The sequence below is a fragment of the Microbacterium nanhaiense genome (genome assembly GCF_014646015.1).
Lineage (GTDB): Bacteria > Actinomycetota > Actinomycetes > Actinomycetales > Microbacteriaceae > Microbacterium > Microbacterium nanhaiense.
Window position 1 is genome coordinate 149,379 of sequence record NZ_BMMQ01000001.1, and the last position, 14,330, is coordinate 163,708.

Here is a 14,330-nt window from a genome sequence, read left to right on the forward strand (position 1 = left end):
CAGGACGGCGGGCGATACTGGACGCATGACGACGGACTTCGCGCGCGAGAGGCGCCCTGTCGCCGCACCGCTCCTTCCGCCCCGCGAGGGGATCACCGCGGCGAAGCTCCGTGCGCCCGGCGGTTCCCAAACCCACGCGGCTCAGCACGAGCCGGTTCCTGCGACGGTCGGGGAGTGGCTCGAACGGGTCGTCATCCCGCGTCTGTCGTCGAGCGAGGAGGCTCTCGCGGAGATCACGGCGGAACAGTTCGTCGGCCCCGGCGAACTCACCGACCAGCATCGCCGGAGGGTCTCGCTGAGCGACCCCGTCATTCCCGGGGGCTTCTACGCCTTCCACAAGCCCTTTCCTCCGGAAGCGCGGATCCCCTTCGAGATCCGTGTCGTGCACGAGGACGAGGAGCTGATCGTGGTCGACAAGCCGCACTTCCTCGCATCCACCCCGAACGGTTCATTCGTGCGCGAGTGCGTGATGACGCGGCTCCGCGTCGAGCGCGGCGAAGACGACATCGTCGCGATCCACCGCCTCGACCGCGTCACCGGCGGTCTGCTCGCGCTCTCGCGACGTCCCGCCACCCGGGGCGCATATCAGAAGCTCTTCCAGGAGAAGCGGATCCGCAAGACCTACCGCGCTCTCGCCCACCTCCCCGACCGCTGGCGGGACGGGGATCCGCTGCCCCTGGGCCTGGAGGACGGCCGCCCGCGCGAGCGGTGGAGTCGCCTGCGCAAGGTCTCGGGCGAGCGCGCGGTCCGCGAGGTCGACGGCGAGCCCAACGCACACACGACCATCAGGCTGCTCGCGGCGCGCGACGGGGTGGGCGAGTTCGAGCTCGTCCCGCACACCGGCAAGACCCATCAGCTGCGCGTGCACATGAACGGTCTCGGCATGCCGCTCCTCGGCGACCCGGTGTATCCGCGCGACCTCGAACCGGATCCCTACGACTTCTCGAACCCCCTGCGGCTGATCGCGACGGCGCTCGAGTTCACGGATCCGTTGACCGGACAGCCGCGGCGTTTCGCGTCCCGCATGTCGTTCGAGAACGACGAACGGGGCCGCCCGGAGGCGACCCCGTCCGCAGCGCGCGATCAGTGACCCATGGGCGCCGGGGCGCCCTCCTGGTCGTCGGCCGGCTTCACGATGAAGAAGGACAACACGACCGTGACGGCCGCGACGGCGGCGCCGATCAGGAACGCGAGGTTGGCGCCGTTCGCACCGGCGATCGACGCGGACACCCCATCGGCCGTGCCGGCGTGGAGCGTCGCCGAGTAGATCCCGATGAGGAGCGCCGTTCCGGCGCCTCCGGCGACCTGCTGGACCGTGTTGAGCGCGGCCGACCCGTGCGAGTAGAGGTAGCGCTGAAGCGACCCGAGCGACGACGAGAACAGCGGCGTGAAGGAGCTCGCGAGTCCCACCGACATCATGATCTGGGTCGCGGTGATCACGAGAACGGGCGTGTCCGGTGAGATGAACGAGAACACCAGGAGCGCCGCGGTCACCAGGATCGTGCCAGGGATCAGCAGAACCTTCGGACCGAACGAGTCGTAGATCCGGCCCATGATGGGGCCGAGAACACCCATCAGAACGGCTCCGGGCAGCAGAACGAGGCCCGTCGCGGTGGGCTCGAGCCCGATCACGGTCTGCAGAACCAGCGGCAGCATCGTGAGCGTGCCGAACATCGCGAAGGCGATCACGCCCATGATGATGACGGCGATCGTGTAGTTTTTCGACTGGAACACGCGCATGTCGAGCAGCGCGTCGTCCTTCTTCTGCAGCGACAGCTGCCGCCACACGAACAGCGCGAGCGCGACGACGCCCGCAACGAGGATGACGATCGACAGCGAGCCGAGACCCGCCGACGCGCCCTCGCCGCCGCTGAGCTGGCTCAGCCCGAACACGATGCCGCCGAATCCGATCGCGCTGAGGATGATCGACAGCACGTCGATCGGCGCGTGGGTGGTCTCGCCGAGGTTCGTCATCCACTTCAGACCGACGAGCAGCGCGACGATGGCGAAGGGCAGGACGATCGCGAAGATCGTGCGCCAACCGAAGTGTTCGATGACGAAGCCCGACAGCGTCGGGCCGATCGCGGGCGCGAGGGAGATGACGAGGCCGACGCGGCCCATCATGCGGCCGCGCGAGTGCGCGGGCACGACGTTCATCATCGTCGTCATCAGCAGCGGCATCATAATGCCGGTGCCGCCCGCCTGAACGATGCGGCCGAGCAGCAGCGTCGTGAAACCGGGGGCCACGAGGCAGATGAGCGTGCCGAGCGTGAATGCCGAGATCGCCGCGAGGAAGATCTGCCGCGTCGTGAAGCGCTGGAGGAGGAAGCCGGTCGTCGGGATGACGACGGCCATCGTGAGCATGAACGCGCTCGTGAACCATTGACCCTGCTCCTCGGGGATGCCGAGGGTCTCGTTGAGCACGGGGATCGCGATGCCCATCGTGGTCTCGTTGAGGATCGCGACGAACGCCGCGATGAGAAGCAGCCAGATGACCCGCATGCCCGCGGGGTCGATGACGTCGTTGTGCGCGGGGACGCGCGTTGAACCGGTATCTGTCGTCACGTGAAGTGCTCCAGGCAGAAGAAGGGATGAGCCGCCTCGGGCCAGGGCTCGCGAGAAGAAGCCCCCGTAGGCGGACGCATCATTCTAACGGCCGCCGGTGAGCGGTTATTCCCGTTCTAAGCTTCTCGAATGAGCATGGGACGGCCGATGGGCGGTGGGCGCGGAATGCGAGCGGTCGACGAGCGCGCCCTGCGCGAGATGAACGCGCAGGCACCGAAGGTCCCCGATCTGGGGAAGAGGGTGCTGGAGCTGTTCCGCCCCTACCGGAAACGCGTCGCCGTCACGGCACTCCTCGTCGTGCTCGGTGCGGCCCTCGGCGCGATCCCGCCGCTCGTGATCCAAAAGGTCTTCGATGAGGCGCTGTTCCCGCCGTCGGGCGGCGTCGACATGCGTCTCCTCGCCTGGCTCGTCGCCCTCATGATCGGGCTCTACGTGGCGGCCGCCGTCGTTCAGGTCATCCAGACCTGGTTGACCTCGAGCGTCGGCAACAGGGTCGCCGGAGACCTCCGCGTGCGGATGTTCGACCACCTCCAGAACATGGAGCTCGCCTTCTTCACCCGCACGAAGACGGGCGTGATCCAGTCGCGCCTGCAGAACGACGTCGGCGGCGTCTCCGGCGTCCTGACGAGCACCGTGACGAGCATCCTCGGCAGCGCCGTCACGGTCATTGCCTCGATCGTTGCGATGATCCTGATCGACTGGCGCCTGACGATCATCTCGCTGATCATGACCCCCGTGCTCGTCATCGTTCAGCGCCGCGTCGGGCAGGTGCGCGCGCGGATCGCCAGCCAGACGCAGCAGTCGCTCTCGGAGCTCACCTCGATCACGCAGGAGACGCTGAGCGTCTCGGGGATCCTTCTGTCGAAGTCGTTCAATCGCCAGCGCACGGAGTCGGCGCGGTACGCCGAGGAGAACGCCAACCAGATTCGCCTTCAGGTGCGGCAGACGATGAGCGGGCAGGGTTTCTTCGCGATCGTGAGCGTGCTGATGAGCTCCGTCCCGGCCGTGATCTATCTCGCCGCGGGATTCCTCATCGGCGGATCCGACGGCGCGATCACCGCCGGGACGATCGTCGCCTTCACGACGGTGCAGGCGCGCGTGTCGATGCCGCTCGTGAGCCTCATGCGGGTGGCGCTCGACATCCAGACCTCGCAGGCCCTGTTCGCCCGCATCTTCGAGTACCTCGACCTGAAGCCCGCGATCGTCGACCGCGAGGACGCGATCCCGGTGGCCGAGGCGCAGGGCCCCCAGGGGCGCATCGAGTTCCGCGACGTGCGCTTCCGTTATCCCAACGTGGCTGCCGAGGCGGCGCCGACCCTCGACGGGGTCTCCTTCGTCGCGGAGCCCGGCCAGCACGTCGCCTTCGTCGGTCCGAGCGGCGCCGGAAAGACGACGATCCTGTACCTCACGCCGCGCATGTACGAGGCCGAGTCCGGAACGGTGCTGTTCTCGGGCCACGACGTGCGCGAGCTACAGGGCGCGTCGATCATCGCTCAAATCGGCATCGTGACCCAGGAGACGTATCTCTTCCACGCGACGATCCGCGAGAACCTCCGCTACGCGAAGCCGGACGCCACCGACGACGAGATCGAGCGCGCGTGCCGGGGCGCGAACATCCACGAGCGCATCATGAGCTTCGACGGCGGCTATGACACGGTCGTCGGGGAGCGCGGCTATCGGCTCTCGGGCGGCGAGAAGCAGCGGATCGCGATTGCGCGCGTGCTCCTGAAGGATCCGCCCGTGCTCCTGCTCGATGAGGCGACGAGCGCGCTCGACACGGTCAGCGAGCGCGTGGTTCAGGAGGCGCTCGAGTCGGCGGCCGAGGGCCGCACGACCATCACGGTCGCGCACCGCCTGTCGACGATCGCGGGGGCCGACGTCATCAATGTCCTGGACAAGGGCCGCATCGTCGAGAGCGGAACCCACGAGGAGCTGCTGACGCGCGGCGGCCTCTACGCCTCGCTCGCCGCGGAGCAGCAGGCCTGAGCGCGCTACCGCGGCCCACCCCACCCCGCGAGATCTCATCGATGTGCCGAAGCCGCACCGATCTCGGTGCGATCTCGCGGAAACGGTGCGATCTCGCGGGCCGGCGGCGCGGGAAGGCGGGCCTAGATCGGACCGAGCTCGGCGAGGTCGACGTCGGCGTTGTACTGGAAGAGGCGCGCCGGCCGGTGCGGACCCGTGCGGAACTCCTCGGTGGGGATCAGCGCCTCCGAGCCCTCGAGCAGGCGGCGGAAGTTCGACGGATCCAGGCGCTTGCCGAGCACGGTCTCGTAGACGCCGCGCAGTTCGGCGAGCGTGAAGTCATCCGGAAGGAGCGCGGCGGCGATGCGGCTGTACCCGGCCTTGTTGCGCAGGCGCCAGACGGCGTACTCGATGATGCGGCGATGGTCGAACGCGAGTTCGGGCAGCGCCTCGACCGGGAACCATTCGACGTTCTCGGGTGCGCCCTCGGCCGCTCGCTGAGCCTCGACGAGGTCGCTGCGCAGGAGCGCCCAGTACACGACCGACACGACGCGCGCGTCCGGCGAGCGATCGGGATCGCCGAAGGTGTACAGCTGCTCGAGCCAGCTCGGCGCAAGAGCGGTCGTCTCGGCCAGGGTGCGCCCCGCCGCCTGCTCCAGCCCCTCCGTGCCGCCCAGCCACCCGCCCGGCAGCGCCCACATTCCGAGGAACGGTTCGCGGGTGCGTCGAACGAGGGGGATCATCAGCTGGTCGCCGTCGTCCGACGCGCGCACCGAGAAGATGGCGGTGGAGACGGCGATACGGACATCATTCGTGGCGGCTGTCACAGAGAAGACCCTACCGAGTCGGTGCTCCGACCCCGGTGAGATGCGACGGCGTCCGCGAGAGCCGACGCGACGGAGGAGAGCTCCGTTCCGTTCGCCGCGAGGGAGAAGCGAATCGCGGTCCGGGCCAGATCGTCGTCGATGCCGAGCGCGAGGAGAACGTGAGAGGCGTCCTCGCTCGCGGAGGAGCACGCGGATCCGCTCGACGCGAGGACGCCGCGCCGCTCGAGATCCGTGAGCACCGTCTCGCCGTTCGCGCCCGCGATCGTGAAACTGGCGATGTGCGGCAGGCGGCGCGATGGATGCCCCGTGAGAACGGCGCCGGGCACGAGGGCGAGCACCCGCGCGACGAACTCGTCGCGGATCCGCTCGACGTGCCGCGCGGCCGAGGCCCGCTCCGCTTCCGCGAGTTCGAGCGCGGTCGCGAGCGCGACGGCACCGGCGACCGATTCGGTGCCGGCTCGGCGCCCGCGCTCCTGACCCCCGCCGTGGAAGAGCGGTTCGAGCGGGATGCGCGCGGGCGCGATGAGCGCCCCCGTACCCTTCGGCGTGCCGATCTTGTGCCCGGAGACCGCGAGCGAGCTCCTCGGGAACGAGAGCGGAAGCCACCCGGCGGCCTGCACGGCATCGATATGGAGGGGAACGCCCCTGCGCTCGCAGACGCGCTCGATGTCGAGAATGGGCTGAACCGTCCCGACCTCGTTATTGGCGTACCCGACCGCGACGAGCGCGGTGTCGTCGCGGATGGCTGCGTCGACGCGGTCCGGGTCGACGAGACCGTGGCAGTCGACGGGCAGCACCGTCGACGAGAACCCGTGGATCCGCTCGAGCGCGCGCGCCGAGCCGAGCACGCTCGAGTGCTCGATGGCGCTCGTGACGACGTGCCGGGCGCCGCGCGCGAGCGCCGCCGCCACCGCGATGCCCTTGATGCCGAGGTTGTTCGCCTCGGTGCCGCCCGATGTGAAGACCACGTCGTGCGTCCGCGCCCCGACGACACGAGCGACGCGGCGCCGGGCATCATCCAGCGCGGCGCGCGCGCGCTCGCCCGCACCGTGCACGCTCGACGGGTTACCGAACTCGCTCGTCAGATGGGGCGTCATGGCGACGAGCACCTCGCGCCGAACGGGGGCGCTCGCCGCGTGGTCGAGGTACATCAGGCATCCAGCGCGATGTCGAGGCCGAGATCGATGGCCCGGGCGCCGTGGGTGAGCGCGCCCACCGAGATGACGTCGACCCCCGTCGAGGCGATGTCGGCCACGGTGTCGAGGCTGACGCCGCCCGACGCCTCCACGACGGCGCGTCCCGCGATCATCCGCACACCTTCGCGCAGGTCCGGGAGGGAGAAATTGTCGAGCATGATCGTGTCGACGTCCGCCGCCAGAACGGCCGCTATCTGATCGAGGCGATCGACCTCGACCTCGATGTGCACGGTGTGGGGGAGCCGCGCCCGCGCATCACGGAGCGCACCCGTGAGGTCGTCGCCGACGAGCGCCAGGTGGTTGTCCTTCGCCATCACGGCATCGGAGAGCGAGAAGCGGTGATTATGCCCGCCGCCCGCGACGACCGCGTGCCGCTCGAGGGCGCGCAGCCCCGGGGTGGTCTTGCGCGTGTCGGCGATGCGTGCGTGCGTGCCGCGCACCGCCGCAACGTAGCGGTCGGTCAGGGTCGACACACCGGTCATCCGCTGCGTGAGGTTCAGCGCGACGCGCTCTGCGGTGAGCACCGCGCGGGCCGGTCCCGTCACCCGGGCGAGCCGGTCGCCGGGCGCGAAGCGGGATCCGTCTTCGGAGAGGAAGTCGACGCGGATCGTCTGATCCGTTGCGGCGAAGGCGGTGGCGAACACGCGACCCCCGCTGAAGACACCGGCCTCGCGCGCGACGAGCTCGGCCGTGGCGGTCGCGGTCGCGGGGATCAGGGTCTCGCTCGTGAGGTCGCCCCAGGGGGCGTCCTCGTCGAGGGCGAACCGCACGACGCGGTCGATGGCGGCCTGGGTCAGCATGGGAGGTCTCCTGAGGGGTGTGGTCGTCGGCGAACGTCTTAGGCGGCGACGCGGGCCGGGGTGGCGTCCGAGCGGTGGTGGGCGCCGACGGATTCGGTGCGGGCGCGGGCCGCGCGCACGATCTCGCGCGACACGATCAGCAGGTTCCGTGTTTCGATGCCGACGGCATCCGCCGTCTCGGGCAGGTCCCGGATCCACCCATCGATACGGCCTGCGGCACGGGCGAGGCCGGCCTCGGTGCGCCTGAGCCCCGCCTCGCGCCACATCAGCTCGGGCAACTCCCCGCGTACATGACGACGCAGATTTTGGTATGAGTTCGGCCGGACACCGGTTTCTGGTTCCTCTGCCGGAAATTCTTGCGTCGTTGTGTACGGCGGTGCGGGGGTGAGTGCCGCGCTTTCACCGGCGCGTGCACCGAAGACGGCGCCCTCGAGGAGCGAGTTGGATGCCAGTCGATTCGCCCCGTGGACGCCCGTGTGCGCGACCTCGCCGGCGGCGTAGAGCCCCGTGATGGTCGTGCGTCCGTCCAGGTCGGTGACGACTCCGCCCATCAGGTAGTGCGCCGCGGGGGCGACGGGGATGGGCTCGCGCACCCAGTCGAGCCCGCGTTCCCGCACGGCGCGGTCGATCGTGGGGAAGCGGGTGCGGAGCGTGGATCCGAGTCCGGTGGCGTCGAGCATGACGGGGCGGCCGCCCTGCCGCGCCATCACCTCGTCGATCGCACGGGCGACGACATCGCGCGGCGCCAGCTCGGCATCCGGATGCGCGTCGACGCAGAATCGCCTGCCGGTCTCGTCGAGCAGCACCGCGCCCTCGCCGCGCACCGCCTCCGAGACGAGGAACGGCTCGCCCGCGGCCAACACGGTCGGGTGGAACTGCACGAATTCCAGCCCCGCGACCTCGGCGCCCGCGCGGATCGCCGCCGCGATTCCGTCGCCCGTCGCAACGGCGGGGTTCGTGGTGCGGGCGAACACCCGCCCGGCACCGCCCGTCGCGAGGATCACCGCGTCCGCCCGTTCCGCGCGCACCTCGCCCGTCGGGCCGAGCAAGCGCGCGCCGGCGACGCGCGCGGAGTCGTTCGCGAGCACGAGGTCCGTCAGCATCGTGTGTTCGCGCACCTCGATTCCTGCCGCTCGCACGGCCGCGACGAGCGCGCGCTGGATCTCCGCGCCGGTCGCATCGCCGCCGGCGTGGAGGATCCGCGGATACGAGTGCGCTCCCTCGAGGCCGCGCTCGAGGCGCCCGGCTCCGTCGCGGTCGAAGCGCACGCCGCAGTCGATCAGCCACGCGATCGCCTCCGTGCCGCCGGTGACGAGCGCGCGCACCGCGGCCGGATCCGCGAGCCCCGCCGCGGCCCGCATCGTGTCGGTCTCGTGGTCGGCGTGGGCGTCATCGGGAAAGACGACCCCCGCGATCCCGCCCTGCGCGTGCGTCGTGTTCGCATCGGTGATGCGGGCCTTCGTGACGATCGTCGCCTCGGCCCCGGCCGCCCGCGCCGCGAGCGCCGCCGTCAAGCCGGCGATGCCGCTGCCGATGACGAGGACGCGATTCACGGCGTCGCCGCCAGCATGCGGTCGAGGGCGACGCGCGCGGGGCCCGCGACGTCGGGCGAGACGGTGATGCGGTTCACGGTGCGCCCCGCGACGAGCTCCTCCAGCACCCACGCGAGATAGGCGGGGTGGATTCGGTACATCGTCGAGCACGGGCACACAACCGGGTCGAGGCAGAAGATCGTGTGCTGCGGGTGCTGGGCGGCCAGGCGCTGCACGAGGTTGATCTCGGTGCCGATGGCGAAGGTCGTGGGCTCCGTGGCGCCCTCGATCGCGCGGCGGATCACGTCGGTGGATCCGGATTCGTCGGCGGCGTCGACGACCGCCATGGGGCACTCGGGGTGCACGATCACGCGCACGCCCGGGTGCTCGGAACGGGCCTGCGCGATCTGCTCGACCGTGAAGCGGCGGTGCACCGAGCAGAACCCGTGCCAGAGGATCACGCGGGATCCTTGGAGATCCGCCGGCGCGGATCCGCCGAGCGGGCGCCGCGGGTTCCACATCGGCATCTGCTCGAGCGGCACGCCCATCGCCTTCGCGGTGTTTCGGCCCAGGTGCTGGTCGGGGAAGAACAGCACGCGGCGCCCCCGGGCGAACGCCCACTCGAGCACCGTGCGGGCGTTCGACGAGGTGCACACGATGCCGCCGTGGCGACCCACGAAGCCCTTGATCGCGGCGGAGGAGTTCATGTAGGTCACCGGAACGACGGGTACGAGGCCGTCCTCGTCGGGCTCGTCGAGCGGGCCGAGGACATCCTCCAATTGCTCCCAGCACTCCTCGACCTCGTCGATCGATGCCATGTCGGCCATTGAGCACCCGGCGCCGAGGTTGGGGAGGATCACGTTCTGCCCGGCGCCCGAGAGCAGGTCGGCCGTCTCGGCCATGAAGTGCACACCGCAGAACACGATCGCCTCGGCGTTCGGGTGCTCGGTGGCGGCGCGGGCGAGCTGGAAGGAATCTCCGACGTAATCGGCGTGCTGCACGATCTCGTCGCGCTGGTAGAAGTGTCCGAGAACGACGACGCGCTCGCCGAGGGTCTCGCGGGCGGCGCGGATCCGCCCGTGGAGTTCGTCGTCGCCCGCATCGCGGTACTCCGCGGGGATCTCGCCCTGCGCGGGGGAGAGCACAGGGAACGGGTCGGACGAGGAGGAACCGGGGCCGTAGCCCGGAACATCGTCGAAGGTCCACGGCGCCGAGGCGAGGTCGGTCTCGCAGGCGCCGGACGGATCCGCGGCGATCGCGCGGGCGACGGACGGGTCGCGTTCGAGGGTGATCCGTGTGGCGGGCATGACTCTCCTCCGGCGGTTAAGGTTGAAGTGACCAGAAGACTACACCATCTAAAGGTCAGTACGACCATAAGTAAATCCGCTAGTCTCGATCGAGAAGACACGGGGTGTCCCCACCGGGGACTGAGAACACACCCGAAGAACCTGATCTCGTTCATGCGAGCGGAGGGATGTCGATGTTCGACACTGCACTGAAGCCTGTCCACCCGATCGATCTGCGCACCTATCTGGTCGCCGACATGGCGACGATCGGCGCGGGTGACGTCGTCCGGATCATCGACGAGGCCGTTGCCGGCGGCGCGACGACCGTGCAGATCCGCGGCAAGCAACTGGGGGACGCCGAGCTACTCCGCATCGTCACGGCGGTCGCCGATCGGCTCGACGGCCGAGCGACGCTGCTCGTCAACGATCGCGTCGACGTCTATCTCGCGGCGCGCGAGGCGGGCGCCGCCGTGCACGGCGTGCACATCGGACAGAGCGATGGCGGAGCCGAGGCCGTGCGCGAGCGCATCGGCGTGCACGCCGTGCTGGGCCTGAGCGCCGCGGCGCCCGAGCACCTCGCCGAGGCCGCGGCTCTTCCTCCCGGCGTCGTCGATTACCTCGGAGTCGGGGCCGTGCGCGCCACCCCCACGAAGCCCGACGCCCCGGAGCCGCTCGGCTGGGATGGCCTCGCACACGCGATCGCTCTGGCAGGCGACCTGCCGTGCGTCGCGATCGGCGGGGTGGGCCCGGGCGACGCCCGCGATGCGCGCGCGGCGGGAGCGGCGGGTCTCGCGGTCGTTCGCGCGATCTGCGCGGCGGCGGATCCGCGCGCGGCCGCCCGCGCGCTCCGCGAGGAGTGGGATCGCGGACGCACCCCGAACGTGCTCTCGATTGCCGGATCCGACCCGTCCGGCGGCGCGGGGATCCAGGCCGATTTGAAGTCGATCCAGGCGACGGGCGGCTACGGCATGGCGGCCGTCACGGCGCTCACGGCGCAGAACACCCGCGGAGTCACCGGCGTGCATGTGCCGCCGGTGGCCTTCCTGCGGGATCAGCTCGAGGCGCTCTCGGAGGACGTGCGGATCGACGCGGTCAAGATCGGCATGCTTGCAAACGCCTCCGTCATCGAGGCCGTCGCGTCATGGATCGCCGGGCTCGCCTCCCGGCCCGCCGTGGTGCTCGACCCGGTCATGATCGCCACGAGCGGTGACCGCCTGCTGGACGCGGACGCGTCGCGCGCGCTCGACGCCCTCATCGCGCTCGCCGATGTCATCACCCCGAACCTGTCCGAGCTCGCCGCGCTCGTCTCGGGGGAGGTCGCGGGCTCGTGGGAGGCGGCGCTCGAGCAGGCGCGCACGCTCGCCGCGCGGCACGGCGTGCTCGTGCTCGCCAAGGGCGGCCACCTCGAGGGCGACACGGCACCCGATGCGCTCGTCTCGGCCGCGGGCGTCGTCGCGTCGTTCGAGAGTCCTCGTATCGATACGGCGAACACGCACGGCACCGGTTGCTCGCTCTCGTCGGCGCTCGCGACGATCTATGCGCGCGAGGCCGCGGATCCCGTGGCGGGCGAGCCGGACACGGACGCCTGGGCGTGGTCGGCGCGGCTCGCGCACGAGTGGATCCACGGCGCGATCCTCGCGGCGGATGGCCTCGACGTGGGGCAGGGCAACGGGCCTCTCGACCACTCCTATTCTGCGCGGGCCGGGCTCGTCGCCCCGCGGCGCGATGCCGAACTCGATGCGTGGTGGGGCGACATCGTCCCCATCGTCGACGGCATCCACGGCGACGACTTCGTGAAGAGCCTCGGAGAGGGGACGCTCGACGCCGCGCGCTTCGAGACCTACATCGCGCAGGACTCGGTGTATCTCTTCGCGTATTCCGAGCTGCTGGCGCGCGCGGGGGAGCTCTCGACCGATCCCGCGGAGAAGGCCTTCTGGCGTGCATCGGCCGAGGCGGCGATCGCGACGGAAATGGAACTGCATCGTTCGCGCGGCGCGGGGGAGCGGGTGCCGGCATCGCGTGAGACGGCGCGCTACCTCGCGCACCTGGATCGCTCGAGCGGCGAGCATGCCGTGCTGGTCGCGGCGTTGCTGCCGTGCTTCTGGATCTATGAGCAGGTCGGCCTGACGCTTGCGGCGAAGAACCACGATGGGCACCCCTTCGGCGACTGGCTGTCCACCTACGGTTCGCCGGAGTTCACGGAATCGACGCAGCAGGCGATCGCCCTCGTCCAGCGCGCGGCGCGCCGCGCCGACGACGCGACGCTCGCCCGCATGCGTCAGGCATTCGTGCTCTCCTCCCGCCACGAGCGCGCCTTCTTCGCCCAGGCATAGCTCGGCGCTTCCGCACGTCTCCGCGCGTCGCGGACGACGCGTGGAGACGGCGGAACGGTGCCGGCAAGTAGGCTCGAGCGCATGGCTACCCCTGATTTCATCCTTCGGTTGCGCGAGAAGATCGGGCGCGAATTGCTGTGGCTCACGGGGGTGACGGCGATCGTCGTGAAGGATGATGCGGTCCTGCTCGTCGAGCGCGCCGACAACGGGCGGATCACGCCCGTCACGGGAATCGTGGATCCGGGTGAGCAGCCCGCCGTCGCCGCCGAGCGGGAGATCCTCGAGGAGGCGGGGATCGTCGCGGAGGCCGAGGCGCTCGTCTGGGTGCACTCGCTGCCGCCCCAGACCTTCATCAACGGCGACCGCGCGCAGTTCATGGACATCGTGCTCCGCTGTCGCTGGGTGAGCGGGGATCCGCACCCGGCCGACGGCGAGAACGTGCGCGCATGGTGGTGCCCGATCGACGAGCTGGACGACGCGGGCCTCGCCGGCGAGATGCCCGAGCGGATCCGCACGGCACTGGAATACGACGGAACGGCACGGTTCGAGCGATGATCGATCACGAGAACAGGCGGATCCACGTCAGCGCGGTCGTGCTGCGCCACCCCGAGACCGGCTGGATCCTCACGGTCCGCAAGCGCGGCACGAGCATGTTCATGCAGCCGGGCGGCAAGCCGGATCCGGGGGAGGGGCCGCTCGACACCGCGGTGCGCGAGATCCGCGAGGAACTCCGCGTGGAGCTCGATCCCGATGCCATGCGGCTGCTCGGCGTCTACGAGGCGCCGGCCGCGAACGAGGGCGGCTACACCGTGGTCGGCACCGTCTTCACCCACCCGCCCGTCGAGGTGACGGCGCCCGCGGCGGAGATCGAAGAGATCCGCTGGGTGGATCCGGATGCGCCTATGGCCGCGAATCTCGCGCCGTTGATGACGCACCACATCGTGCCCGCGCTGCGCGAACTCGAGCACTGAGCGGGCACGCCTCCTCGTCGCCGATCCGAACCACACGTGACGGCGCGGGGTCCGACGGGCTCAGGGCAGGTAGGGCGCGGCGAGCGGGTACCCCACGAAGGCGATGATGTCGATCAGCGTGTGGGCGATGACGAGCGGCATGACGCGGCGCCACTTCAGGTATACCCAGCCGAACACGACGCCCATCACCATGTTTCCGAGCGCCATCGCGGGCCCCTGGTACAGGTGGTAGAGGCCGCGCAGAGCGGCGACTGCGAGGAGCACCTGCCACGGCCTCCAGATCGAGGTGAGCTTTTCGATGAGGTATCCGTTGAGGATCACCTCCTCGAGGAGCCCTGCGCGCAGGGCCGAGAAGAGCAGGAGGGGGATCGTCCACCAGGCGGCGTCGAGTTCGGACGCCTGCACCTGGAGGGTCAGGCCCGCCAAGCGGCTGATCGCATAGAGCGCGAGACCCGGGATCCCGATGGCGGCGAGGAGCGCAATGGCCGTGCCGAGGTCGCGTCCGAAACGCGAGAAGGTGAGGCCGATGCGGTCGAATGCGCGACGCGACGGCTCCCACAGCAAGTACAGCACGAGCGCGACGAGGGCGAGATCGAACGCGATATCGAGCACCCGGTACACGGCATCCCACAGCGCCTGGTCGGCGCGCGAGGGGTTGAGCGCGGTGGCCTGCTGCGACAACGGCGCCGTCATCAGCGACCGCACGAAGGACACGATCGAATACACCGCGGACTGGCCGATCGACAGCGCGAGAACGATGCCGACCTCCCAGAGGAGGCGCGCGCGGGATGGGGCGGAGGTAGTCACGCACGTCAGCGTGCCACAGCGATGTTATTTCCACCTGGAACGCAGGAA

Annotated in this window: 12 protein-coding genes and 1 riboswitch; of the genes, 5 read left to right on the forward strand and 7 right to left on the reverse strand. The window is 70.2% G+C overall.

Annotated elements, in window-relative coordinates:
• Positions 1 to 25 precede the first annotated feature (25 nt).
• Positions 26 to 1,090 (forward strand): pseudouridine synthase, encoded by a 1,065-nt coding sequence (locus IEX05_RS00845; RefSeq protein WP_188699482.1) that lies wholly within the window; start codon positions 26 to 28, stop codon positions 1,088 to 1,090.
• Here the strand turns inward: IEX05_RS00845 and IEX05_RS00850 are convergent.
• The gene (locus IEX05_RS00850; protein WP_188699851.1) at positions 1,084 to 2,502 is read right to left on the reverse strand and encodes a DHA2 family efflux MFS transporter permease subunit; all 1,419 of its coding nucleotides are present in this window, start codon (positions 2,500 to 2,502) and stop codon (positions 1,084 to 1,086) included. The genes IEX05_RS00845 and IEX05_RS00850 overlap by 7 nt on opposite strands.
• A gap of 198 nt (positions 2,503 to 2,700) precedes the next feature.
• On the opposite strand from IEX05_RS00850, the gene IEX05_RS00855 reads away from it, so the two are divergent.
• Entirely contained in the window at positions 2,701 to 4,551 is a 1,851-nt protein-coding gene (locus tag IEX05_RS00855) for an ABC transporter ATP-binding protein (RefSeq protein ID WP_188699852.1), read from the forward strand.
• A 122-nt stretch (positions 4,552 to 4,673) separates the two neighbouring features.
• On the opposite strand, the gene IEX05_RS00860 is transcribed toward IEX05_RS00855, so the two are convergent.
• The 5 genes from IEX05_RS00860 to nadA are packed head-to-tail and all read right to left on the reverse strand — an operon-like array spanning position 4,674 to position 10,192.
• Positions 4,674 to 5,357, reverse strand: a complete 684-nt coding sequence (locus IEX05_RS00860) for an NUDIX hydrolase (RefSeq protein ID WP_268237851.1) — start codon at positions 5,355 to 5,357, stop codon at positions 4,674 to 4,676.
• A complete protein-coding gene (locus IEX05_RS00865) occupies positions 5,354 to 6,511 on the reverse strand; it encodes a cysteine desulfurase family protein (RefSeq protein WP_188699853.1) in 1,158 nt (385 codons plus the stop codon). The genes IEX05_RS00860 and IEX05_RS00865 overlap by 4 nt, the downstream gene beginning before the upstream one ends.
• Positions 6,508 to 7,353 carry a carboxylating nicotinate-nucleotide diphosphorylase gene (nadC, locus tag IEX05_RS00870; protein WP_188699483.1) on the reverse strand — a complete coding sequence of 282 codons (846 nt, stop codon included), beginning with the start codon at positions 7,351 to 7,353 and terminating at the stop codon, positions 6,508 to 6,510. The genes IEX05_RS00865 and nadC overlap by 4 nt, the downstream gene beginning before the upstream one ends.
• Before the next feature lie 38 nt (positions 7,354 to 7,391).
• Positions 7,392 to 8,906, reverse strand: a complete 1,515-nt coding sequence (nadB, locus tag IEX05_RS00875; protein WP_188699485.1) for an L-aspartate oxidase — start codon at positions 8,904 to 8,906, stop codon at positions 7,392 to 7,394.
• Entirely contained in the window at positions 8,903 to 10,192 is a 1,290-nt protein-coding gene (gene nadA, locus IEX05_RS00880; protein ID WP_188699487.1) for a quinolinate synthase NadA, read from the reverse strand. Before nadA ends, nadB begins: the two co-directional genes overlap by 4 nt.
• A gap of 90 nt (positions 10,193 to 10,282) precedes the next feature.
• Positions 10,283 to 10,377, forward strand: a riboswitch (TPP riboswitch).
• Here nadA and thiD point away from each other — a divergent pair.
• From thiD to IEX05_RS00895, 3 genes are all read left to right on the forward strand, one after another.
• Complete coding sequence (gene thiD / locus IEX05_RS00885; RefSeq protein ID WP_188699488.1) at positions 10,366 to 12,504, forward strand: bifunctional hydroxymethylpyrimidine kinase/phosphomethylpyrimidine kinase; 2,139 nt, start codon at positions 10,366 to 10,368, stop codon at positions 12,502 to 12,504. It overlaps the preceding riboswitch by 12 nt.
• Positions 12,505 to 12,585: 81 nt before the next feature.
• Complete coding sequence (locus tag IEX05_RS00890; protein ID WP_188699490.1) at positions 12,586 to 13,059, forward strand: NUDIX hydrolase; 474 nt, start codon at positions 12,586 to 12,588, stop codon at positions 13,057 to 13,059.
• Complete coding sequence (locus IEX05_RS00895; protein ID WP_188699492.1) at positions 13,056 to 13,475, forward strand: NUDIX hydrolase; 420 nt, start codon at positions 13,056 to 13,058, stop codon at positions 13,473 to 13,475. Before IEX05_RS00890 ends, IEX05_RS00895 begins: the two co-directional genes overlap by 4 nt.
• 60 nt (positions 13,476 to 13,535) lie before the next feature.
• On the opposite strand, the gene IEX05_RS00900 is transcribed toward IEX05_RS00895, so the two are convergent.
• Positions 13,536 to 14,282, reverse strand: a complete 747-nt coding sequence (locus IEX05_RS00900) for a CPBP family intramembrane glutamic endopeptidase (protein ID WP_229661046.1) — start codon at positions 14,280 to 14,282, stop codon at positions 13,536 to 13,538.
• Positions 14,283 to 14,330 lie beyond the last annotated feature (48 nt).

Coding starts and splice junctions, on each gene's coding strand:
- thiD (WP_188699488.1), top strand. CDS start 10,366: ATGTTCGACACTGCACTGAAGCCTGTCCACCCGATCGATCTGCGCACC.
- IEX05_RS00845 (WP_188699482.1), top strand. CDS start 26: ATGACGACGGACTTCGCGCGCGAGAGGCGCCCTGTCGCCGCACCGCTC.
- nadC (WP_188699483.1), bottom strand. CDS start 7,353: ATGCTGACCCAGGCCGCCATCGACCGCGTCGTGCGGTTCGCCCTCGAC.
- nadA (WP_188699487.1), bottom strand. CDS start 10,192: ATGCCCGCCACACGGATCACCCTCGAACGCGACCCGTCCGTCGCCCGC.
- IEX05_RS00890 (WP_188699490.1), top strand. CDS start 12,586: ATGGCTACCCCTGATTTCATCCTTCGGTTGCGCGAGAAGATCGGGCGC.
- IEX05_RS00895 (WP_188699492.1), top strand. CDS start 13,056: ATGATCGATCACGAGAACAGGCGGATCCACGTCAGCGCGGTCGTGCTG.
- IEX05_RS00850 (WP_188699851.1), bottom strand. CDS start 2,502: ATGCGGGTCATCTGGCTGCTTCTCATCGCGGCGTTCGTCGCGATCCTC.
- IEX05_RS00855 (WP_188699852.1), top strand. CDS start 2,701: ATGGGACGGCCGATGGGCGGTGGGCGCGGAATGCGAGCGGTCGACGAG.